Annotated in this window: 16 protein-coding genes; 11 read left to right on the top strand and 5 right to left on the bottom strand. The window is 67.5% G+C overall.

The window, feature by feature from the left end; all coding sequences use genetic code 11:
* The first annotated feature begins 69 nt into the window (after window positions 1–69).
* From RTQ83_RS04620 to RTQ83_RS04630, 3 genes are read left to right on the top strand one after another with little or no spacing between them, the layout of a single operon-like run.
* Window positions 70–1,533 (top strand): NCS1 family nucleobase:cation symporter-1, encoded by a 1,464-nt coding sequence (locus RTQ83_RS04620; RefSeq protein ID WP_312511585.1) that lies wholly within the window; start codon window positions 70–72, stop codon window positions 1,531–1,533.
* Window positions 1,530–2,375 (top strand): AraC family transcriptional regulator, encoded by an 846-nt coding sequence (locus tag RTQ83_RS04625; protein ID WP_312511528.1) that lies wholly within the window; start codon window positions 1,530–1,532, stop codon window positions 2,373–2,375. Before RTQ83_RS04620 ends, RTQ83_RS04625 begins: the two co-directional genes overlap by 4 nt.
* Before the next feature lie 30 nt (window positions 2,376–2,405).
* On the top strand, window positions 2,406–3,473 hold the full coding sequence (locus RTQ83_RS04630; RefSeq protein ID WP_312511530.1) for a serine hydrolase: 1,068 nt from the start codon (window positions 2,406–2,408) through the stop codon (window positions 3,471–3,473).
* Window positions 3,474–3,521: 48 nt separating this feature from the next.
* Here the strand turns inward: RTQ83_RS04630 and RTQ83_RS04635 are convergent, their stop codons facing one another.
* Both RTQ83_RS04635 and RTQ83_RS04640 read right to left on the bottom strand, forming a co-directional pair.
* Window positions 3,522–5,267, bottom strand: a complete 1,746-nt coding sequence (locus RTQ83_RS04635; protein WP_312511531.1) for an allantoate amidohydrolase — start codon at window positions 5,265–5,267, stop codon at window positions 3,522–3,524.
* Window positions 5,268–5,366: 99 nt separating this feature from the next.
* Window positions 5,367–6,305 carry a LysR family transcriptional regulator gene (locus RTQ83_RS04640; RefSeq protein WP_312511532.1) on the bottom strand — a complete coding sequence of 313 codons (939 nt, stop codon included), beginning with the start codon at window positions 6,303–6,305 and terminating at the stop codon, window positions 5,367–5,369.
* Between the two features lie 159 nt (window positions 6,306–6,464).
* Between RTQ83_RS04640 and RTQ83_RS04645 the strand changes: the two genes are divergently transcribed.
* Window positions 6,465–7,703, top strand: coding sequence for a urate hydroxylase PuuD (locus RTQ83_RS04645; protein WP_312511534.1), 1,239 nt, complete (start codon window positions 6,465–6,467; stop codon window positions 7,701–7,703).
* Complete coding sequence (locus RTQ83_RS04650; protein WP_312511535.1) at window positions 7,700–8,938, top strand: M20/M25/M40 family metallo-hydrolase; 1,239 nt, start codon at window positions 7,700–7,702, stop codon at window positions 8,936–8,938. The genes RTQ83_RS04645 and RTQ83_RS04650 overlap by 4 nt, the downstream gene beginning before the upstream one ends.
* A 52-nt stretch (window positions 8,939–8,990) precedes the next feature.
* Here the strand turns inward: RTQ83_RS04650 and RTQ83_RS04655 are convergent, their stop codons facing one another.
* From RTQ83_RS04655 to RTQ83_RS04665, 3 genes are all read right to left on the bottom strand, one after another.
* Window positions 8,991–9,806 (bottom strand): transporter, encoded by an 816-nt coding sequence (locus RTQ83_RS04655; protein ID WP_312511536.1) that lies wholly within the window; start codon window positions 9,804–9,806, stop codon window positions 8,991–8,993.
* Between the two features lie 43 nt (window positions 9,807–9,849).
* Entirely contained in the window at window positions 9,850–12,162 is a 2,313-nt protein-coding gene (locus tag RTQ83_RS04660; RefSeq protein ID WP_312511538.1) for a hypothetical protein, read from the bottom strand.
* 68 nt (window positions 12,163–12,230) lie between these two features.
* Entirely contained in the window at window positions 12,231–14,609 is a 2,379-nt protein-coding gene (locus tag RTQ83_RS04665; protein WP_312511540.1) for a prolyl oligopeptidase family serine peptidase, read from the bottom strand.
* Between the two features lie 654 nt (window positions 14,610–15,263).
* Here RTQ83_RS04665 and RTQ83_RS04670 point away from each other — a divergent pair.
* From RTQ83_RS04670 to RTQ83_RS04695, 6 genes are all read left to right on the top strand, one after another.
* Window positions 15,264–15,932, top strand: a complete 669-nt coding sequence (locus tag RTQ83_RS04670; protein WP_312511542.1) for an ANTAR domain-containing protein — start codon at window positions 15,264–15,266, stop codon at window positions 15,930–15,932.
* 31 nt (window positions 15,933–15,963) lie between these two features.
* Window positions 15,964–17,136: a CmpA/NrtA family ABC transporter substrate-binding protein gene (locus RTQ83_RS04675; protein WP_312511543.1), complete on the top strand. Its 1,173-nt coding sequence runs from the start codon at window positions 15,964–15,966 to the stop codon at window positions 17,134–17,136.
* A 279-nt stretch (window positions 17,137–17,415) separates the two neighbouring features.
* Entirely contained in the window at window positions 17,416–18,711 is a 1,296-nt protein-coding gene (locus RTQ83_RS04680) for an MFS transporter (protein WP_312511544.1), read from the top strand.
* A 16-nt stretch (window positions 18,712–18,727) separates the two neighbouring features.
* Complete coding sequence (gene nirB / locus RTQ83_RS04685; RefSeq protein WP_312511545.1) at window positions 18,728–21,253, top strand: nitrite reductase large subunit NirB; 2,526 nt, start codon at window positions 18,728–18,730, stop codon at window positions 21,251–21,253.
* Between the two features lie 16 nt (window positions 21,254–21,269).
* Complete coding sequence (gene nirD, locus RTQ83_RS04690) at window positions 21,270–21,617, top strand: nitrite reductase small subunit NirD (protein WP_312511547.1); 348 nt, start codon at window positions 21,270–21,272, stop codon at window positions 21,615–21,617.
* Window positions 21,602–22,831: an FAD-dependent oxidoreductase gene (locus tag RTQ83_RS04695; RefSeq protein WP_312511549.1), complete on the top strand. Its 1,230-nt coding sequence runs from the start codon at window positions 21,602–21,604 to the stop codon at window positions 22,829–22,831. Before nirD ends, RTQ83_RS04695 begins: the two co-directional genes overlap by 16 nt.
* The last annotated feature ends 10 nt before the right edge of the window (window positions 22,832–22,841 follow it).

Here is a 22,841-nt window from a genome sequence, read left to right on the forward strand (position 1 = left end):
CGGGGCACGCCGTATTGACCTTTCGGGTACACTCGCGCGCACCGTTTTTGAAAGGCCCGCCTCGTGACCATGCCCGACCATATTGCCGCCGCCGATCCCGACCTCTGGAACCACGACCTGGCGCCGACCACGCCCGCCCAGCGCACCTGGCGCTGGTACCACTTCGCCGCGCTGTGGGTCGGCATGGTCATGTGCATCCCGGCCTACACCTTGTCGGCCAGCCTGGTGGAAGAGGGCATGTCCGGCCGCCAGGCGGTGCTGACGGTGTTCCTGGCCAATGCCATCGTGCTACTGCCGATGCTCTTGATCGGCCACGCCGGCGCCAAGTACGGCATCCCGTACGCGGTGCTGGCACGGACCTCGTTCGGCACGCGCGGCGCGCGGCTGCCGGCGCTGATGCGCGCCATCGTCGCCTGCGGCTGGTACGGCATCCAGACCTGGTTCGGCGGCAGCATGATCTACACGCTGCTGGGCGTGATGAACGGTTCGCCGATCGGTGGCGCGCCCTTGGCCTGGCTCGGCATCAACCTGGCGCAGCTGGGCTGCTTCCTGGCGTTCTGGGCGATCCAGCTGTACTTCGTGGTGCACGGAATGGAATCGATCCGCAAGCTCGAGACCTGGACCGCGCCGCTGAAGATCGCGATCTGCTTCGTGTTGCTGTGGTGGGTGCATGACAAGGCGGGCGGCTTCGGCCCGCTGCTCGACCAGCCCTCGCAGTTCGCCCCGGGCGGCAAGCGTGAAGGCGAATTCTGGATCGCATTCTGGCCTTCGCTCACCGCAATGATCGGCTTCTGGGCCACGCTGGCGCTGAACATTCCCGACTTCACCCGCTTCGCCAGATCGCAGCGCGACCAGGTGCTGGGCCAGGCGATCGGCCTGCCGGCGCCGATGGGCTTACTCGCCGCGCTGGCCGTGATCGTCACCTCGGCCACCGTGGTCCTGTACGGCAAGGCGCTGTGGGACCCGGTCGACCTGGCCAGCCGCATGACCGGCATCGCGGTGCTGGTGGCGCTGATCGTGCTGCTGGTCGATACCGTCAGCGTTAACCTGGCCGCCAACCTGGTGGGGCCGGCCTACGACTTCTCGGCGCTGGCGCCGCGCCGCATCAGCTACCGCAGCGGCGGCTACATCACGGCCGGCCTGGCGCTGGTGATGATGCCGTGGAAGATCTTGGAATCGACCCAGAACTACATCTTCACCTGGCTGGTCGGCTACTCGGCGCTGCTGGGGCCGATCGCCGGCATCCTGATCGTCGACTACTACCTGATGCGCAAGACCGTGCTCGATGTCGACCAGCTGTACCGCCACGATGGCGCGTACTCGTTCGGCAATGGCTGGAACATGGCGGCGGTCGCGGCGTTCATTCTTGGCGTTGCGCCCAACATCCCGGGCTTCCTCAACGCCGCCTTCCCGAGCGCGTTTCCGGATGTCGGCGACGCGTTCAAGACCATCTATACCTATGCCTGGTTCGTCGGTGTCGCTATCGCAGCGGTGGTGTACGGCGCGATGATGGCAGGACGCGCACGGCGATGACCGTGCTGCTGCGCCCCGGAGAGTTCTACGGTGTGCGGCAGGAACGCACGCACGGCGGGGTGTTCGAACTCGGCCTGCTGCAGGCGCAGGCGCCCGAGCACGACGTGCAGCTGCACCTGCACCAGGAAGCGCACTTCGTGCTGGTGCTGGCCGGGGTCTACCTCTCGAGCGCGCGCGGCGCGCCGGAATTCGCGCCGGCGCCGGCGCTGGTCTACAACGCGCCCGGCACCGTGCACCGCGACCGCTTTCTCGGTGGGCAGGGACGCTTCCTGACGGTGTCGATCGACCCGGCGCGGCTGGACGGCGGCGAGGCGCTGCGTGCCATCCCTCCCGGGGCCAGCTATCTGCGCCAGCCGGCCTGCCTGCGCAGCGCCTTCGGCCTGGCGCGCGCCATGCAGGGCGTGCCCGATGCGGCGCTGCTCGAATCCGGGGTGTGGGAATTGCTGGCGCAGAGCGACGCCACGCCGCCGCGCGCGCCGAACCGGCCGCCGGCTTGGTTGCACCGCGCCTTCGAGGCGGTGATGGATGGCGCGGGCGACGCCAGGCTGTCGATCGCCGCGGTGGCAGCAGGCAGCGGCGTGCATCCGGTGCACCTGGCGCGCGTATTCCGCGATCTGCTCGGCTGCTCGCCCGGAGAGCTGCTGCGCTGGCGCCGCATCGAGCGCGCCTGCACCACGCTGCGCCAGCCCGGCCGCAGCGTGGCCGATATCGCGCTGGAAGCCGGCTTCGTCGACCAGAGCCACATGACCCATGCCTTCCGCCAGCGCTTCGGCATGCCGCCCGGCGTGCTGCGGCGCAGGATGTTTGAAACGTACAAGACGAGGTCGAACGCGCAGGACTAAGCTGTAACTTTCCACGGAAGGGAGGCGGGCATGTTGCGATATGCGGGAACCCTGGGACTGGGACTGGCGTCGATACTGGTGATGGCGCAGGCCGGCGCGGCGCCGTTCGACAAGGTGACGGCCGACATCGAGGCCGGCGACTTCAAGCAGATCACCAGCGTGCTGGTGGCGCGCCACGGCAAGGTGATCTACGAGCGCTATTTCGACGAAGGCCGCGGCAAGGATGGCGGCGCCGAAGCGCTGCGCAACACGCGTTCGGTGACCAAGACCGTGGGCGGCATGCTGGTCGGCGCCGCCATCGAACGCGGTCTGCTGCGCCTCGACAGCCCGGTGCTGCCGTTCTTCCAGGACCGCATGCCGCTGGCCCAGCCCGACCCGCGCAAGGCGCGCATCACGGTCGAAGACCTGATCACCATGAGTTCTCTGCTCGAATGCGACGACGACAACGCGTTCTCGCGCGGGAACGAGGAGCGCATGTACCTGGTCGAGGACTGGAGCCGCTTCTATCTCGAACTGCCGGTGCGGGGCTTCCCGGACTGGGTGCCCAAGCCCGAGCAGCAGCCCTACGGACGCGCCTTCAGCTACTGCACCGCGGGCACGACGCTGCTCGGCCCGATCCTGGAGCGCGCCACGCGGCGTAGCGTGCCCGATTTCGCCGACGAGGTGCTGTTCAAGCCGCTCGGCATCGGCAAGGTGCGCTGGCAGCTGCAGCCGCTGGGCGCGGCGATGACCGGCGGCGGCCTGGGGTTGCGTACGCGTGACCTGTACAAGCTCGGCCAGCTGTACCTGAACGGTGGCGCGTGGAAAGGGCGGCAGGTGCTCGCGCGCGCCTGGGTGCAGCGCTCGATCGCGCCGCATGCCCAGGTGCGCGAGGGCGTCGACTACGGCTACCTGTGGTGGCTGCAGCCGTTCGAGACGAACGGACGCGAGGTGGCCAGCTACGCGATGTCCGGGATGGGCGGCAACAAGGTCTACGTGCTGCCGGAGCTCGACAGCGTGGTGGTGATCACCACCACCAATTTCAACGTGCGGGCGCCGCATCCGCTGACCGAGAAGCTGCTCACCACCCTGATCCTGCCGGCGATCGCGGCCGACTGAAGCCTCGGGCGATGACGGCCCGGCCGGCTCGCAGCGGCTTGGTGTGGTTCATCCGAAGTTGCGCAGGAAGTCGAGCAGCACCTGGCCGGCGATCCCGGCGTCGTCGGCAGTCATGGTCTCGAGCGGGTTGTGGCTGATGCCGCCGTTGCCGCAGCGGACGAACAGCATCGCCACCTCGGTAATGCGCGCCATGCGCATGGCGTCGTGGCCGGCGCCGGACGGCAGGTTGAGACGCGGCAGGCCGGCGCGTTCGATCGCGGCGCCCAGGCCGTCCATCAGATGCGGCGCGCATGGCGCGGCGTCGATCTCAAGCAGCTTCCATAACCGTTCGCCGATGCCGCGCCGGGCGCAGATGGCGCTTATCCCGGCCAGGATGTCGTCCACCGCCGCCAGGCGCACGGCATCGTCGCCGGCGCGGATGTCGAGCGACAGGCGGCAGGCGCCGGGAATCACGTTGACCGAGCCGCCCGGCACCTCGAGCTGGCCGACGGTGCCGACCAGCGCACCCTGGCCGCTGCAGCGCTGTTCGATCAGCAGCACGATTTCGGCGGCGGCCGCCGCGGCGTCGCGCCGCATCGCCATCGGCGTGGTGCCGGCATGGCCGGCGACGCCGCTCAGTTCGACCAGGTAGCGCGAGCTGCCGGCGATCGCGTTCACCACGCCCAGCGGCAGGCCGCGTTCGAGCAGCACCGGGCCCTGCTCGATATGCACCTCGACGAAACCGAGCAGGGACGCCGGATCGCGCGCGGTGGCGGGAATCGCCGCCGGATCGTGGCCGGCGTCCGCCAGCGCAGCGCGCAATGTGACGCCGTCGGCATCGACTGCATCGAGCAGGCCGGGGTCGAAATCGCCGGCCAGCGCGCTGCTGCCCAGGAAAGTGCTGCGAAAGCGCACGCCTTCTTCTTCGGCGAAGGCGACCACTTCCAGGTCGTACGGCAGGCGTTCGCCACGCGCATGCAGCTGGCGTACCAGCGCGATCGGCAGCAGGATCCCGAGCCGGCCGTCGTACTTGCCGCCGTTACGCACGGTGTCGTAGTGCGAGCCGGTGACCAGGGTGCGCGCGCCCGCCTGTGCCGCGCCGAAGCGCCCGACCACGTTGCCGACCGCGTCGATGTGGACCGCCATGCCGGCGTCCCGCATCCACCCCGCGATGAGTTTAGCCGTGCGCCGGTGCGCGAGTGTCAAGTAGGCGCAGGTGAGGCTGGATGCGTCGTCGCTGATGGCGCCGAGCTGCTCGGCCCAGTCCATCACGAGCGCGCCGATGGCCGGCTCGATCTTGAGCAGCGCGTTGAGACGGATCTCGGCAATGCGGTGCACCTGGCGCAGCGCTTCGGCCAGTTCGTCGGGCGGTTGACCCTGCAGGCGGCGGGTGAAGGTGTCGATGATGGTCTGGCGCGTCAGGCCTTGTCCGGTCGGGCCCTTGACCGCGAGGATGAAGGGAAAACCGAAGCGTTCGTTGTAGCGCGCATTGAGTTCGTGCAGCAGCGCGTATTCCCCGGGCGAGCAGCGGTCCAGGCCGGAGCTGGCCTGTTCGCCGTTCGATTCCGCAGTCAGCGCGCCGGCGATGGCGGCCTTGCCGGCCAGTTCGGGGTGGGCGCGCAGCAGGGACAGGCGTTCGTCCGGCGAGGCGGCATCGACCGCATCCTGCAAGGCCAGCTTGAGCGCGGCCAGGCTGGCGAATGGGCGGCGGGCGGCGGCCCGCTCGGGAATCCAGGGCGAGTGCTCGTAGATGCCGCGCAGCGTGTCGACAAAGGCGGATGCATCGCAACTGTTCAGGCTCTGGATCGTGATCATGGCAACTCCGTGGTCGAAGCGATCAATGGTACGTCCTGCTCGTCCGGCCCGGCATATCGGCGCCGGCATGACCGCGCTCGGTGCGCGGATATATCCCTGCTAGTCCTGTACCAGCGCGCGCGCCGCGCCGCTGACCTGGTCGCGCAGCCATTTGTGCTCGGTCGACTGGTGCACGCGCTGGTGCCACAGCTGATAGAAGCGCATCGGCGGGAACTTGAGCGGCACCGTGAAGCTTTTCAGCGGCAGTGTCTTTTCGAACGCGCGGATGAACTGGCGCCCGGTGGTGAGCACCAGGTCGCTCTGGGTCAGCATATAAGGGATCACGCCGAAATAGGGCGACTCCACCGCCACCTTGCGCTGCAGGCCCTGGCGCTCGAGGAAGGCGTCGATCACGCCGTGGTAGCCGGGCAGCATCTGGGTCGGGGCCACGTGCGGCAGGCCGAGGTAGTCTTCGAGCGTCATGGCGTCAACGGCGGTGCGCTTGGCGTAGGGACTGTCGGCGCGCATGGTGCAGATGATTGGGTCTTCGAACAGCTTCGAGATGTGCAGGTGCGCCGGCGGCTCGTCCCAGTTGGCGATCACCAGGTCCATCTCGCCGTCGGACAGCATGCGCAGATAGTCGGTGCCTGGTCCCAGGCTGTGGATCACCACCTTGCTGTTGGGCGAACCGCGCCGCACCGCCGCCACCACGTTCGGCAGGAAGCGCATGTCGAGGTAGTCCGGCGCGGCGATGTGGAAGGTGCGCGCCGCCTCTTCCGGCAGGAACGGCGCCTTGCGCACGAACAGGCTCTCGGCTTCGTCGAGGATGCGCTTGGCGGGTTTCAGCAGGCTTTCGCCGTGCTGGGTCGGCACCATACCGCGCGCGCCGCGCACCAGCAGCGGGTCGCCGGTGAGGTCACGGAGTTTGCGCAGCGAGGCCGAGATCGAGGGCTGCGGCTGGTTCAGCTTGAGCGCCACGCGCGACACATTTTTTTCCACCAGCAGCAGGTACAGGATGCGGATCAGATGCAGGTCGAGGTGCTGGGGCAGGCTGGCCATGGCGGTAGTAGATGCGTGTGTATATCGAACGAGATATGTCGAATATACGCTAGTTTCATGTTGCTGAAATTGAAATCGGCGTATCTTCAACGCACTGCAAGCGCCGGCGCGCGCCATGCCGGCGGCATTGGCGGCACCAATTCAATCGAAGGGAAACGCATGGATTTCGGATACCTGGCGCCGTACGGTCTCGAGTGGCTCAACCTGCTGGTGCGCTGGCTGCACATCATCGCCGGCATTGCCTGGATCGGCGCGTCGTTCTATTTCGTTTGGCTCGATAACTCGATCCGCCCGCCGGCGCCCGATTCCGAGCTGGCGAAGAAGGGCGTGGCCGGCGAACTGTGGGCGGTGCACGGCGGCGGCTTCTACAACCCGCAGAAGTATCTGGTGGCGCCGGGCGAACTGCCGAAGGAGCTGCACTGGTTCAAGTGGGAGGCGTATACCACCTGGCTGTCCGGCTTCGCGCTCTTGGTGATCGTCTACTACCTGAACGCGCGCGCGATGATGGTCGACCGCAGCGTGGCTGACCTGAGTTCAGCACAAGCGGTCGGCATCGGGCTGGGCAGTCTGGTCGTGGGCTGGATCGTCTATGACCTGCTGTGCCGCTCGCCGCTGGGAAATCGTCCGCTGGTCTTCGGCGTCGTCATCTGGCTGTTCCTGGTCGCCAGCAGCTGGGTGCTGACGCAGTTATTGAGCGGGCGTGCGGCCTATCTGCACGTGGGCGCGATGATCGGCACCATGATGGTGGCCAACGTGGCGATGCTGATCATCCCGGGCCAGCGCAAGATGGTCAATGCCATGCTGGCGGGCCAGAAGCCCGACCCGGTGCACGGCATCAAGGCCAAGCAGCGCAGCGTCCACAACAACTACTTCACGCTGCCGGTGCTGTTCATCATGATCAGCAATCACTATGCGATGACCTACAACCATCCGGACGCATGGGTGGTGCTCGGCGCCATCATGCTGGCCGGGGTGTTGATCCGCCACTTCTTCAATCTGCGCCACAAGGGACGCATCGAGTGGAAGTATCCGGCGGCCGGCGTGGCCGTGCTGCTGGTGCTGTCGGTGCTGCTGGCGCCGAACGCGCCCGCGCGGGTCGAGGCGGCGCCGCTGGCCAGCGGCGAGGCGGCGCGCTTCGCCCAGGTGCGCACCATCATGGACCAGCGCTGCGTGTCCTGCCACGCGGCCCAGCCAACCCAGCCCGGTTTCGCCGCGCCGCCTGCCGGCGTGATGCTGGACTCGCCCGAGCTGGTGAGCCAGCATGCGGCGCGCATCTATCAGCAGACGGTGCAACTGAAGGCGATGCCGCTGGCGAACCTGACCCATATGACCGATGCCGAACGGGCCCAGGTCGGCGCGTGGTTCGAGGCCGGCGCACATACCGGAGCAGGCCGATGAACGCGGATTTGCAAGCCAGATTGCTGGCCTGGATCGACGCCCACTTCGACGACGAGGTGGCCTTCCTGCAGCAGGTGGTGCGCATCCCGACCGACACGCCGCCGGGCGACAACGCGCCGCATGCCGACGCCGTGGCCGCGCTGCTGGAAAGCGCGGGCTGGCCGGTCGAGCGCCATCCGGTGCCGCTTCAGCAGGTGCACGAGCATGGCCTGGCCAGCATCACCAATCTGGTGGTGCGCCGCCCATATGGCGCGGGCGGGCCGACGCTGGCGCTCAACGCCCACGGCGACGTGGTACCGCCCGGGGAAGGATGGACGCGGCCGCCGTATGGCGCAGCGATCGAAGAAGGCTATCTGTACGGGCGCGCGGCGGCGGTGTCGAAGAGCGACTTCGCCACCTACGTGTTCGCGGTGCGCGCGTTGGAATCCCTCGGCGTGCCGCTGGCCGGCGCGGTGGAACTGCACTTCACCTACGACGAGGAAGTCGGCGGCCTGCTGGGACCGGCCTGGCTGCTGGAACGCGGCATCGTGCGGCCAGACTACGTGATCGCGGCCGGCTTCAGCTACAGTATCGTCACCGCGCACAACGCCTGCCTGCAGTTGGAGGTTACGGTGCACGGCAAGGCGGGGCATGGCGCGATGCCGGAGCTGGCGGTCGACGCGCTGCAGGCGGCGACGCGCATCCTGAATGCGATCTATGGCGAACTGCCGGAATTGAAGAAGATACGCAGCAGCGTGGCCGGCATCGGTTCGCCAACCATGATCGTCGGGCGTATCGATGGCGGTACCAATACCAATGTGGTGCCGGGGATGGTGACGCTGAAGCTGGATCGGCGCATGATTCCCGAGGAGGACCCGGCGCAGGTGGAGGCGCGCGTGCGTTCCTTGATCGAGGACGCGGTGCGCGATGTTCCCGGAATCACGCTGTCGATCCGGCGCCTGCTGCTGTCGCAGGCGCTACGGCCTTTGCCTGGCGTGGATCCGCTGGTGGAGAGTCTGCAGCATCATGGACGCGCCGTCATCGGCGAAGAAATTCCGGCGGTGGGGACGCCGCTGTATGCGGATGCGCGGCTGTATGGCGAATACGGCATCCCGGCGGTGCTGTACGGCGCCGGGCCGCGCACGGTGGAGGAGGCGAATGCCAAGAAGGCCGATGAACGCCTGTTGCTGGAAGACTTGCGGCGTGCCACCAAGGTGGTGGCGCTGATGCTGCTTGATTTCCTCGGGCCGGGTTAACTGAAGCATGCCATTGCGGCGATCCCGGTGCGCGCGCCGTCGCGCACCTGAATCAGCGCCTTACCGACACCCCGAACGCCAGGCTCAGTCCCGGCGTATTCCGGTTCAAGCCACGCACCACCATCGCATCGACCTGGCAGTCCTTGTTCAGCAGCCAGCTCATTCCCGCGTCGACCTGCATCCGGTTGCCGCCGTGCGATGCAGACGCGATCTGCGGCGCCGCCACTTCAAGGAATCCGCCGGCGTGCTCGGTCAACTTCTTGCCCAGCGACGCCGCCAGAATCCCGTAACCGTAACGCGCACCATGATCGTCCAGATCACCGCCGGCGCCCGGCGACACTGCCAGCGACCAGCCTTGCGGCAGCTCCCACTCGGCCGCCAGCGCCACCTGCGGCAGCAGGCCCCGGCCGCGCAGCGCCGAGCTACCGGTCGGCAGCGCCACTTTGCCGATCAGGCCCAGTGACGGATGGCTGCCTTCGCCGTCGGCGAAGTGCCACTTGAAGCCGATCGAGGTGTCGTTCCAGCCCGCGCTCGTGCTGTGCGTGCCGCTGGCCGGATCGAAGCCGTGCTCGATGCTGCGGCCGTCGGTCTCGACGCGCAGTTCGGTCGTCTCGCCCAGGCCGATCCGCAGCAGCGCCGGCGTGGTCACGGTGCGCAGGTGCGGGTCGTCGCTGCGCTGGCGATCCCAGTTGGCGCCAACCTCGAGCTGCACGCGGCCCTGGCCAACCACCTGGCTGGAATTGGCGACATTGGGACGGTCGGGATTGATGGCATCGTCGTCACCGGCGTGGGCCGACTGGGCACCGCAAGCCAGTACCAGGAGAGCCGCCTGAAGGCGCAGGCGAGCAAGGAGCGGATAAATATTCATACGATCAAATAAAGATAGCTTCAAAATAACGCGTCGAAACCGCTCACTGCGCATCCGCGCCGCCACGCGGCACGATCGCAAACTGCGGCGCCCCACTGTAATCCGGCTTCACCGCGCGCGCCATGAACTTGTTCCACGCCTTGCGGCCCGGTTCCCCAAGCGCATCGACCGCATACGCCAGCGCCGGCTGCATGTTGGATGGATACCCGATCGCCGAGCTGGCATAGCCGCTCATCTCGCCCACCTTCAGCTTGAGCGCCGCCGCCATCTCGCCGCTGGCGCATGGCAGCGATGCGATTTCCGGCGCGCGGTTGGCGCGGAACACCTCGCCGATGGTCTTGAAGTAGGGCGCCTTGGCGTGCTCGCGCACCGGCAGGTTGTAGTTGGCGGCGTCGATCCAGCAGAAGCCTTCGCCGACCATGCGCGCCACCGGGAATCTGGCCTTCCAGCGCAGCAGCGGTTTGGCTTTGGCGAAGCCGAGATCGGCCGCGTGGCCGACGGCCTGGGTGAAGAAGTCGTCCTGCCACGGCGCCAGGGCGGTGGCCTTGCGGTAGACGATCGCCGGGCCGCCGGCGATGAAGCCGAGCGCGTTGGCGTCCGGGTTGTTCGGGTATTCGGCGTTGTACCAGTCCAGGTTGCTGTTCACGATCTCGGTGAACGCGGCCTTGAGCGGATGGTTGTCGGGCGTGATGTAGGCCGCCTCCGCCAGCGAGCGCAGCGACCAAGCCTGGCCGCGCACCTGGCCCGGCTTGAGCAGGCCCTTGCGGTTCTCGCGGTAATTCGGGTTCGACGAGAACGCGTTGTACTGGGCCCAGAACTGCAGCTCTTCGAGATAGTAGTAGTCGCCGCTGAGCAGGTAGGGCAGATAGGCGAAGTTCGGCTGGTGCGAGGTGTCGTGGAAGTTGGCGTTCTTGCAGGCGTCCTTCTGGGCGCAGGGCGGGAATTTCTCGCTCTTGCGCGTCACCGGATTGCGCGTGTCGGCGACCGTGCCGACGATGGTCATGTACGGATAGTCGAGCAGGCTGACCGGATTGCCGGTGCGGCGGTCGCGGTAGTGGATCGACCAGCTGCCGGCCAGGTCGGCGGTGCCCATGGTGACCGTCGCCGCGCGCGGGTCCATGCTCAGCAGGTGCATCACTGCCCAGCCGGGCAGCAGGCCGATGTCGATGCGCCCGCCGGTGGTCGGCATGCCTGGCAGCGCCAGGCCGACGCCCATCGGCTCGGTCCTGGCGCCTTCCCAGCGCGACATCAGCCTGGCCAGCGCGCCCTCGTTGATCCGTAGGGCCGGGTCGTAGTTGGGCAGCGCCAGGGTGTCGATCAGCTGGCGCGGATCGTGGCGCAGGTAGAGCGCCGGCTCGCCGCCCCACCACGCCACCTTGCGCCAGCGCGCGTGGTGGAAGTGTTTCAGGTCGCTCTTCGCGTAGACCTGCTTGCCGCCCACCGTCACTTCGGTATCGTAGGTGAACGCCTGCGGATCGGGCTCGAAGGCCCAGTTGTTCTCGACCGTGACGTCGACGCGCGCTTTCTTGAGCGCCGGATACCACCGCACCGCGAAGCGCGCGGCCAGGTGCGGGTGTTCCTTGCCGTCGGCGGTCGCGAGCGGCGCGCTGGCGTGCCATTCCTGCGCCACCGGGCCGGCCAGCCACACCGCCGGCTTGCCACGCGCCAGCAGCTTGTCGAGCGAGGCGCCGTAGGCAGTGCCGTCGACGGTGGCCTTGACGCCGGCAGTAAGGCCGGCGCGCAGCAGCGCGGCGACGGTGGCATCGTCCTTCGACGCATCGGCGCCAGCGTCGGCCTTGACCAGTCCCAGCGCGACCGGCTTGTCCTTCGGCGCAGGCAGGATGGCGGACACGATCGCGTGCCGCACCGAGCCGTCCGCATGGCGCGCCTTGACGTCGGTCTGCAGCGCCACTGTGTCGCCGTCGGCCAGCTTGCCTGTCAGGCGCGCGCCGCGCGGCAGGGCGCCGGGTGCGAATACCTGGCCGAAGGTGAGCGGGACGCGCGTTTCGTCGGCCTTGCCGCTGCGTTCGAGCCAGACGGTGGCGAGTGCGCCCTTGATGCGGGCCGGAGCGGCCGGCATCGGCCTGGACGCCGGCGCCTCGCGCGCAGGCGCTGCCGCCGACGCCTTGGGCGCGGCCGCCGCGTCGGACGGTTCGCGCGGCGCTGCGGCGCGCGACGATGCCTTGGGCGCCGCCTTGGCCGATTCGCCGTAGCGCAGCTCCATGACCCGCTGCGCATCGAGTCCGCCGCCGCCGGGCAAGCCCTTGAAGTTCGGATCGGCGGTCTGGAACGCGTGCGCCGGCATGGTGGCGGCCAGCAGGGCGGTGAGGAGGAGAGTGGTGTTCGGGCGTGGCATCGGCATGCGTATAAGAAGACGTTCGGCAATGAAAAAGGCGCCCCGCGGGGCGCCTCGATCTTACCGTGTTACTGCTCGGCCGGCTTTTTAAGCGTGCGCTCGAACAGCTGGTAGATGCGGCGGTACTGGTCGTACCAGGCTTCCGGCTGCACGTAGCCATGGCGCTCGAGCGGGTAGCTGGCCAGCTCCCAGTGGTCCTTCTTCATTTCGATCAGGCGCTGCGCCATGCGCACCGAGTCCTGGTAGAACACGTTATCGTCGATCATGCCGTGCGCGATCAGCAGGTGGCCTTTCAGGTTCGCAGCGTACTCGATCGGCGACGATTTCTTGTACGCTTCCGGATCGATGTCCGGCGTGTTCAGGATGTTGGCGGTGTAGCCGTGGTTGTAGGTGGTCCAGTCGGTGACGGGACGCAGCGCGGCGCCGGCCTTGAAGGTGTCCGGGGCGCGCATCAGCGCCATGAAGGTCATGAAGCCGCCGTAGCTGCCGCCGTACACGCCGACGTTGGATGCGTCGCCCTGCTGCTGATTGACCATGTACTTGACGCCGTCCAGGTAGTCGTCCAGTTCCGGGTGGCCCATCTGGCGGTAGATCGCGGTGCGCCATGCGCTGCCGTAGCCCTTCGAGGCGCGGTAGTCCATGTCCAGCACCACGTAGCCCTTCTGCACCAGCAGGTTGTGGAACATCTGTTCGCGGAAGTAGTTCGAGTAGCGCTTGCTCACGTTCTGCAGGTAGCCGGCGCCGTGCACGAACATCACGATCGGATATTTTTTACCTGCTTCCAGCTGGGCCGGACGATACAGCTTGGCCCATACCGGGTCGCCGCCGGCGCTGGACGGCACCGCGACGTATTGCGGTTCGATCCACTCGCGCGCCTTGAATTCGGCCGAGCGGGTGTCGGTCAGCTTGGTGGCGGCGCCGCCCGAGACGGGCACGGTCGCGATCTGTACCGGGGTGTAGCTGGCCGACCAGTGCACCAGCAGCTGGTTTTCGTTCGGCGACAGGGTGAATTTCTCGACGCCGTCCAGCTGCGTCACTTCGCGCACCGCGCCGCCCTTGGCATTGACGGCGCAGACTTCGTAGTCGCCCGGGGTGGCGCGGTTGCACAGCATGTAGGCGGTGCCGCCGTCGTGGGTCCAGCGCACGTCGCTGGCTTCCCACTTGCCGCCCGTCAGGGCACGCGTGGCCTTGGTGGCGCTATCGAGCATGTACAGGTGCGAGTAGCCGCTTTCCTCGGACAGGTACCACATCGTGCGGTTGTCCGGCAGCCAGCCGAATTCGGCGTTGTCGTAGTTGACCCAGGCCTTGTCGCTCAGGCGGTGCAGCGGCTGCAGCTTGGCGGCGGCCAGGTCGACACCGGCGATCCAGCGGTCCTTGTTGTCGACCGCACGCACCATCACGGCGACCTTGCTGCCGTCGGCACTCCATTCGATGGCGTCGGCGCCGTCGGCGATGCGCACCGGGCGGTTGCCTTTCAGCGGATCTTTCTTGGCGGCGGCGCGCAGGTCGGCCAGCGGGTCGACCGTGATGCCCGGCAGGGCGTCGAACGGCACGTCCTGCACCCGATTGGTACGCAGGTCGACCAGCTTGAGTTGCTGCGGCACCGGCATGTTGCGGCCGACGCGCACGCGCACGTCTTCGGTTTCCTCGTAGCCGGATTCGGTCACGTAGCGCGGCATCTTGCCGGCGCGGCCTTTATCGGCGCCCTTGGCGGCGGTGACCACCAGCAGCCAGCGGCCGTCGGGCGACAGCGAGCTGCCTTCGATGGTGACCTTGTCGCCGAAGTAGACCGGGGTCGGGGCGATCGAGCCGTCCACGCGGCGCAGTTCGTCGGTGCGCGCGCGCAGGGCGTCGCGCTCATCCTTCTGGCGCTGCAGGTGCCCGATCAGGCGCAGTTCGGTGGCGCGGTAGGGGTCGTCCTCGGCCGCGTTCGGATCCTTGGCGGCGCGCGGCAGGGCGGCCGGGCCGACCACCTTGGTGGCGCGGTCCCACACGTACCAGTCGCTGCCGATGCGGTATTGCACGGCGCGCTCGTCGGCGCTGTACTGCACCGCTTCGAGGCGTGCGGCGCCGCGCGTGATCTGGGTCAGCGCGCCGCTTTTCAGGTCGCGCTCGAACAGGTCGCCGTTGCGCAGCACCAGCATGCGCTTGTGGTCGCGGTCATAGGTGACGTCGGCGCTGTCGATCTTGCCCAGTTCGGCGTCCGCCACCAGGCGCGGCTTGCCGGCCGCGGCCAGGTACGTATCGCGCACGGGCGAGCCGGTGCGCTTCTGTTTGTAGTACACCTGCTTGCCGTCCCAGCTCCACCAGGCGGCTTCCACCGGGGTGCCGATCCAGTCGGGGTTGGACATGGCCTGGTCGAGGGTGATCGGCGTCGGGGCGGCGGCTGCGGGCAGCGCAATCAGGGCCGCGAGCAGGGTCGATAGGGTGAGAGCAGGTGTTCGCATCGTCGGGTCTTTACAGTGGAAGGATGGCTTTCTTGCTAGAAATGCGAGGGCATTCTAGCGCAGGCATCGCGCCAGACGAACGAATCGTGGAAGGTTTTTTTGCTGTAAAGACAAGCGCCCGCGGTACGTGAGTACGGCGGGCGCAGGGGAGGTGCGGCGTATTGCGCCGCAATGTCAGGTACTGCTGAACTGCTTAGATTGCCTTGAACGGACCTTTTGGCGGACGCGGCAGGAACATGGCGACGCGAGCGGCAACGGCGACGACGGCCAGGGCAACGGTGAGGTATTCGAGTGGATGCATGATATTAACCCCGCACTGCCGGAGCGTAGCCGCCGTGGGCGACGTAGAGTTCTTGCGAAAAGCTGCTGACGGCCGCGATGGCGGCGGCGATGAAGCTGATGCTCTTGATAGCTGCAGTCATGATTGACCTCCTGAAATAAAACCTGTGATGTTGCGTTGCAGTATAAAGAGACTCACGTCATAAACGAACTTTCTATTTATGATTCCAGCGATCACTATTGCGAATAATTGTTAAGTTGTTCTCAGGAAAGATATGCGTGCAGCGCATATCTGGAAAGTCAGCAAATGCATAAGAAGGGCATGGCGGATTGTGACCGCCGGTAGGTGGTGCGAATCTTGCATATCAGAAGCTTATGAAATCGCGAGACCAGTCTTCACCACCTTTGCGGATCGTTGTCGTGTTTTCCGCCACACCCGGCGCTTCCCGGCCCGGCACTGACCACGACCGCGACCACGACCAGGCCCAGGCGGCGCAGGCACGGCGCAGCACGGCCCTGCGCATCGGTCTGCTCGAATCGGGCTACGACCTGGTCGCCTCGCTGCCCGCCGACGTGTTCCTGCCCGAGCGCATCGCCCAGCTGCAGCCGGACCTGATCATCGCCGACAGCGAATCCGATGCACGCGACGTGCTGGAGCACATCGTGATCGCCACCCGCGATGCACGCCGCCCGATCGTGTTGTTCACCGAAGACGACGCGCCCAGCAGCATGGATGCGGCGCTGGAAGCCGGCGTGTCGGCATATATCGTGGCCGGGCTGCAGGCCGAACGGGTCAAGCCGGTGCTGGACGTGGCGCTGGCGCGCTTCCGGCGCGAGCAGCGACTGCTGGATGAACTGAGCGACACGCGCCAGAAGCTGCTTGATCGCAAGGTCTTGGACCGCGCCAAGGGCCTGTTGATGGCGCGTCACGGCCTGAGCGAAGAACAGGCCTACGCGCGCCTGCGCACGCTGGCGATGAACAAGAACCTGAAGCTGGCGGAAGTCGCGCAGCGCCTGATCGACGTGGAAGACCTGCTGGGCTGACGGCCCGCGACCTTCTCTAACAAGGAGACATATGACACTGGCAGGCAAGGGCGCATGGATCGCCGGCACCGACCGTCCCGAACTGGAAACCGTGCGCATCGGCTTCATGCCGCTGGCCGACTGCGCGCCGCTGGTGATGGCGTCGGTGCTGGGCTTCGACGAACAATACGGCGTGCGCTTCGCGCTCAGCCGCAAGATGTCCAGGACCGCCATGCGCGAGCGCCTGCTCGGCCAGCAGCTCGACGCGGCCCAGGTGCTGTATGGCCTGCTGTACGGCGTCCAGGCCGGCATCGGTACCCAGCAATGCGACATGGCGGTGCTGATGAACCTGAACCAGAACGGCCAGAACATCACGCTGGCGCGCGCCTTGTCGGCAGCAAGCCAGGACCCGGCCGCGCTGGCGCGCCTGGTGCATGAAGAGCGGCGCCGCCTGACGCTGGCGCATACCTTCCCGACCGGGAACCATGCGATGTTCCTGTCCTACTGGCTGGCTGCGGCGGGCGTCGATCCGCTGCGCGACTGCCAGCTGGTGACGGTGCCGCCGAACCAGATGGCGTCCAGCCTGGCGGCCGGGCACATGGACGGCTTCTGCGCCGGCGAGCCGTGGGGCCAGCGCGCGCTGCGCGACGGGGCCGGGATCCTGGCCGCATCCAGCGAGCAGGTATGGCCGAACCATCCGGGCAAGGCGCTCGGCACGCGCGCCAATTTCGCCGCGACCCACCCGAATACCTGCCGCGCCATGGTCGCCGCCCTGCTCGAAGCGGCGCGCTGGCTGGACGCGTCGCGCGCCAACCGCGAGGCGGCGGCCGAGGTGCTGGCCAGCCCGGCCTACGTCAACGCCAGCCGCGAGACGCTGCAGTTCTGCCTGGCCGGACGCCATGCCGACGACGCCCACTGGCAGGGCCGCGGCCACAACGGCCTGCGCTTCCACGCCGATGGCGAAGCCAACTTCCCATGGCTGTCGGACGGCATGTGGTTCATGACCCAGCACCGGCGCTGGGGCTTGGCGGTCGGCGCTTTGCCGGACTACCGCGCAGTGGCCGGGCAGGTCAACCGCATCGACCTGTACCGCGAGGCGGCCGAGCGCGCCGGCGTGACGCTGCCGGACGGCGTACTGCGCAGCTCGACCCTGATCGACGGCCGGGTGTGGGACGGCGGCGATCCCGCCGGCTACGTGGCGGGTTTCGGTGCGCCCGGATCTTGAACCGGTGCGTGGTCTTGCATCATTCTGGGGAATGGTGCACCGCAATGCAGCATCCAATCGGCATCAGGCAAGCGTCGCCCCAGTAACCGCCCGCTGGCACGGCTCTTGCAAACACTGTTGGCAGGATCAATGGCGATCCTCTTGAATTACCCGCCGGCCTAACGAGGGGCCGGCACCAGGACAAAGGCGTCCGCAGCTCCCTGCTTCATTGGCAGGAGCGCGGACGCCTTTTTGTTTTCATGAGCAGCTTATTGACGTACAGCCTTCAAAGGAAACGACATGGCCGGCAAAGCGGACAGCATCAAGCTCTTCTCGTTCCAGGGTGCGCCGATGCGCGCCTTCCACCTGACCTGGGTGGCCTTCTTCATCTGCTTCTTCGCCTGGTTCGCCTGCGCGCCGCTCATGCCGGTCATCAAGGGCGAGTTCGGACTGAGCGTCGAGCAGATCGCCAACATCAATATCGCGGCGGTGGCGATCACGATCTTCGTGCGGCTGCTGGTCGGTCCGCTGTGCGACCGCTACGGTCCGCGCAAAACCTACACTGGGCTGCTCCTCATCGGTGCGATTCCGGTGCTGGGCGTCGCCATGGCGCAGAGCTACGAAACCTTCCTGCTGGCGCGCCTGGGTATCGGCGCGGTTGGCGCCAGCTTCGTGATCACCCAGTACCACACCTCGGTCATGTTCGGACCGAAGGTAGTCGGCACCGCCAACGCGGCCGCCGCCGGCTGGGGCAATGCCGGCGGCGGCGCGGCGCAGGCGATCATGCCGCTGCTGCTGACCGCGGTCGTGATGCTGGGCGTGAGCCAGGCCATGAGCTGGCGCGTGGCGCTGGTGGTGCCGGGCGTGATGATGATCGTGATGGCGTTCTTCTACTGGCGCTATACCCAGGATTGCCCGGCCGGTAACTACGACGAGCTGCGCAAGACCGGGCAAATGCCGGAAGGAGGCAGCAAAGGAGGCTGGGCCAGCTTCGTCGAGGGCTGCCGCAACCACCGCGCCTGGCTGCTGTTCGTGACCTACGGCGCCTGCTTCGGCATCGAGATCTTCATCCACAACATCGCCGCCGTGTACTACGTCGAGCACTTCGACCTGACGCTGGCGCAGGCCGGGATGGCGGCCGGCAGCTTCGGCCTGCTGGCGCTGTTCGCGCGCGCCCTCGGCGGCTGGCTGTCGGACCACGCCGCCGCTAACGGCGACCTGAATCGGCGCGTGACCGTGCTGTTCGTGCTGATGCTCGGCGAAGGCCTGGGTCTGCTGTGGTTCGCCCAGGCTGACGCGGTGATGTTCGCGGTGGTCGCAATGCTGGTGTTCGGCCTGTTCACCCACATGGCGTGCGGCGCGACCTATGCGCTGGTGCCGTTCGTGGCGCCCAAGGCGCTGGGCGGCGTGGCCGGCATCGTCGGCGCCGGCGGCAACGTCGGTGCGGTGGCGGCGGGCTTCCTGATGAAGGGCACCGGCGACATCAAGCAGACCCTGACCATCCTGGGCGGCCTGGTGCTGGTGGCCAGCCTGTGCGCGGTGGCGGCGCGCTTCGGCAGGGTGGCGGACGGCGCACCGGCCGTCGCCGCAGCATAAACAAAGGAGCAGCAACATGCATATCGTCGTCATCGGCCACGGCATGGTGGGCCACAAATTCGTCGAGACGCTCGCCGCCAGCGGCCGCTCCGACCTGCGCTTGACGGTGCTGGGCGAGGAACCGCGCCCGGCCTACGACCGCGTGCACCTGTCCGAATTCTTTGCCGGGAAAAGCGCGGACGACCTGTCCCTGGTGGCACCGGGCTTCTTCGAACGGGATAGTCTGGTCCTGCGCCTGAACAGCAAGGTGGTGGCGATCGACCGCGCCGCGCGCAGCGTCACGCTGGCGGACGGTTCATCCGTGGTGTACGACCGGCTGGTGCTGGCGACCGGCTCGTATCCGTTCGTTCCGCCAGTCCCTGGCGCGGACCGCAAGGACTGCTTCGTGTACCGCACCATCGAAGACCTGGAAGCGATGCAGGAAGCGGGTGCGCGTTCGCGCAGCGGCGTAGTGGTCGGTGGCGGCCTGCTCGGCCTCGAATGCGCCAAGGCGCTGCGCGACCTCGGCCTGCAGGCGCACGTGGTCGAATTCGCGCCGCGTCTGATGGCGGTGCAGGTCGACGATCCCGGCGCGCGCGTGCTGCGTACCCGCATCGAGGAACTGGGCGTCGGCGTGCATACCGGGAAGAACACCCTGGCGATCGTCGATGGCATCGATGCCACGCACCGCATGCAGTTCGCCGATGGCAGCCACCTGGACACCGACATGATCGTGTTCTCGGCCGGTATCCGTCCGCGCGACGAGCTGGCGCGCGCGGCCGGTCTACAGATCGGGGCGCGCGGCGGCATCGCCATCGACGAGCGTTGCCTGACGTCCGACCCTGCGATCTATGCGATCGGTGAGTGCGCCTTATGGAACGGCCAGCTGTTCGGCCTCGTCGCGCCGGGCTACGACATGGCGCGCACCGCCGCGCGCCATGTGCTGGGTGCTGAAGGCTCCTTCGCCGGCGCCGACATGAGTACCAAGCTCAAACTGATGGGCGTGGACGTGGCCAGCATCGGCGACGCCCACGGCGCCACGCCGGGCAGCCGCAGCTACCAGTTCACCGACGAACGGCGCCAGACCTACCGCAAGATCGTGGTGTCGAGCTGCGGCAAGTACCTGCTGGGTGGGGTGCTGGTGGGCGATGCGGCGGCTTACGGCACGCTGTTGCAAACAATGCTGAACCGGATCGAGCTGCCGGAAGCGCCGGAATATCTGATCCTGCCGGAGACCGGCGCGGCGCGTCCGGCGATCGGCGTCGACAAGTTGCCGGCGACGGCGCAGGTGTGCTCGTGCAACGACATTAGCAAAGGCGCCTTGTGCGAAGCAGTGGCCGGCGGCGCCACCACCGTCGCCGCGCTGAAAAGCTGCACCTCGGCCGGCACCGCCTGCGGCGGCTGCGTGCCGCTGGTGACGCAGGTGCTCAACGCCGAACTGAAAAAGCTCGGCGTGGCCGTCAACAACCACCTGTGCGAGCACTTCGCCTATTCGCGCCAGGAGCTGTACCACCTGGTGCGCGTCGAAGGCATCAAGGATTTCGGCGAACTGCTGGCGCGTCACGGCAAGGGCCTCGGCTGCGACATCTGCAAGCCGACCGCCGCCAACATCCTGGCCTCGGTATGGAACGACTTCGTGTTGAAACCGAAGCACGCCAGCCTGCAGGATTCGAACGACTACTTCCTCGGCAACATCCAGAAAGACGGCACCTATTCCGTGGTGCCGCGCATGCCGGGCGGCGAAGTCACCGCCGATGGCCTGATCGCGGTCGGCATGGTGGCCAAGAAGTACGGCCTGTACACCAAGATCACCGGCGGCCAGCGGGTGGACCTGTTCGGCGCGCGCGTCGAGCAGCTGCCTGCGATCTGGGAAGAACTGATCGCGGCCGGCTTCGAGTCGGGCCACGCCTACGGCAAGTCGCTGCGCACGGTGAAATCCTGCGTCGGCTCAACCTGGTGCCGCTATGGCGTGGGAGACAGCGTGGGCTTCGCCATCGCGCTCGAGAACCGCTACAAGGGCTTGCGCGCGCCGCACAAGATCAAGTTCGGCGTCTCGGGCTGCACCCGCGAATGCGCCGAGGCCCAGGGCAAGGACGTCGGCCTGATCGCCACCGACAAGGGCTGGAACCTGTACGTGTGCGGCAACGGCGGCATGAAGCCGCGCCACGCCGAACTGATAGCCTCCAATCTCACCGAGGAAGACGTGGTGCGCCTGACCGACCGCTTCCTGATGTTCTACGTGCGCACCGCCGAACGCCTGCAGCGCACCAGCACCTGGCGCGAGAACCTGGAAGGTGGCCTGGACTACCTGAAGGCGGTGGTGGTCGAGGACAGCCTGGGCATCGCGAATGAACTCGAGGCGCAGATGCAGCACGTGGTTGACACCTATGCCTGCGAATGGAAGGAAGCCGTCACTAATCCGGAGGTGCGGCGCCGCTTCCGCCACTTCGTCAACAGCGCGGAGGCCGACAGCAACGTGGTGTTCGTGCCGGAGCGCGGCCAGGTGCGGCCTGCTACATCCGAAGAACGGCGCCGCGTGATCCCCATCGCCAGCGCAGCTTGAATCTCAGGAGAACGACATGCAGCGAGACCTTCAACTCGACAACTGGACCGCCGTCTGCAGCTTGGACGAGATCGTGCCCGACACCGGCGTGTGCGCCCTATTGAACGGACGCCAGGTGGCGGTGTTCCGCGTCGGCGACGCCGCACCGCGCGTGTTCGCGATCGACAACCACGATCCGATCTCGGACGCCGCCGTGCTGTCGCGCGGCCTGGTCGGCAGCATCGGCGAGCGCATCGTGGTCGCGTCGCCGATCTACAAGCAGCACTTCGACCTGCAGAGTGGCGAATGCCTGGAAGCGCCGGCGCAGTCGGTGGCCAGCTATCCGGCGCGCATCGACGGGGGCAGGGTATGGGTCGCGGCCTGAAGCCCTCCCTGGTTGTGGTGGGCAACGGCATGGCCGGCATGCGCACGGTGGAAGAGCTGCTGGCGCTGGATGCCGGCATGTACGACATCACCGTGTTCGGCGCCGAGCCGCGCGTCAATTACAACCGCATCATGCTCTCGCCGGTGCTGGCGGGCGAGAAGACGGCGGACGAGATCGTGCTGCATCCGCGCAGCTGGTACCAGCAGCACGGCATCACCCTGCACGCGGGCGACCCGGTGGTGGCGATCGACCGCCGCCGCCGGGTCGTGCGCGCGCGTTCGGGCCTGGAGGTCGCCTATGACCGCCTGCTGCTGGCGACCGGCTCGCAACCATTCATCGTGCCGGTGCCGGGCGCGCAGTTGCCCGGCGTGGTCGGCTTTCGCGACCTGGACGATGTCGACACCATGCTGGCCGCCGCGCAGCAGGGCGGGCATGCGGTGGTAATCGGCGGCGGCTTGCTGGGACTGGAAGCTGCCAACGGCCTGCTCAAGCGCGGCATGGCGGTCACGGTGGTGCACCTGACCGGCAGCCTGTTGAACCAGCAGCTCGACGGCGACGCGTCGCTGCTCCTGAAAGCCGCGCTCGAGCACCGCGGCCTGCGCATCCTGCTCGGCGTGCAGACCGCCGCCATCCTCGGCGACGATAGGGTGAGCGGCGTGCGCTTTACCGATGGCCGGGAAACCCCGGCCGACCTGGTGGTGATGGCGGCGGGCGTGCGTCCCAACGTGGCGCTGGCGCGCGACTGCGGGCTGCACGTCGAGCGCGCGATCGTGGTCGACGACACGCTGCAAAGCTACGACCCGCGCGTGTACGCGGTGGGCGAATGCGTGCAGCACCGCAAGGCCACCTTCGGCCTGGTGGCGCCGATCTGGGACCAGGCGCGCGTGTGCGCCGCCCACCTGGCCGGCTTCGGACATCGCCGCTACGTGCAGCAGGCCACCGCCACCAAATTGAAAGTCACCGGTATCGACCTGTACTCGGCCGGCGACATCGTCGGCGGACCGGGTACCGAAGACCTGGTGCTGCGCGACCGCCGTGCCGGCGTCTACAAGCGCCTGGTACTGGCCGGTTCACGCCTGACCGGCGCGGTGCTGTACGGCGACGTCGCCGACGGTCCCTGGTATTTCGACCTGATCCAGCGCGGCGCCGACGTCTCGGCGCTGCGCGACCGCCTGTTGTTCGGCCCCGCGCTGTGCGAAGCGCAGGCCGCCTGAAGAAAGCCAC

The sequence above is a fragment of the Massilia sp. genome, from assembly GCF_031995545.1.
In the GTDB taxonomy this organism is placed as follows: Bacteria; Pseudomonadota; Gammaproteobacteria; order Burkholderiales; family Burkholderiaceae_D; genus Telluria.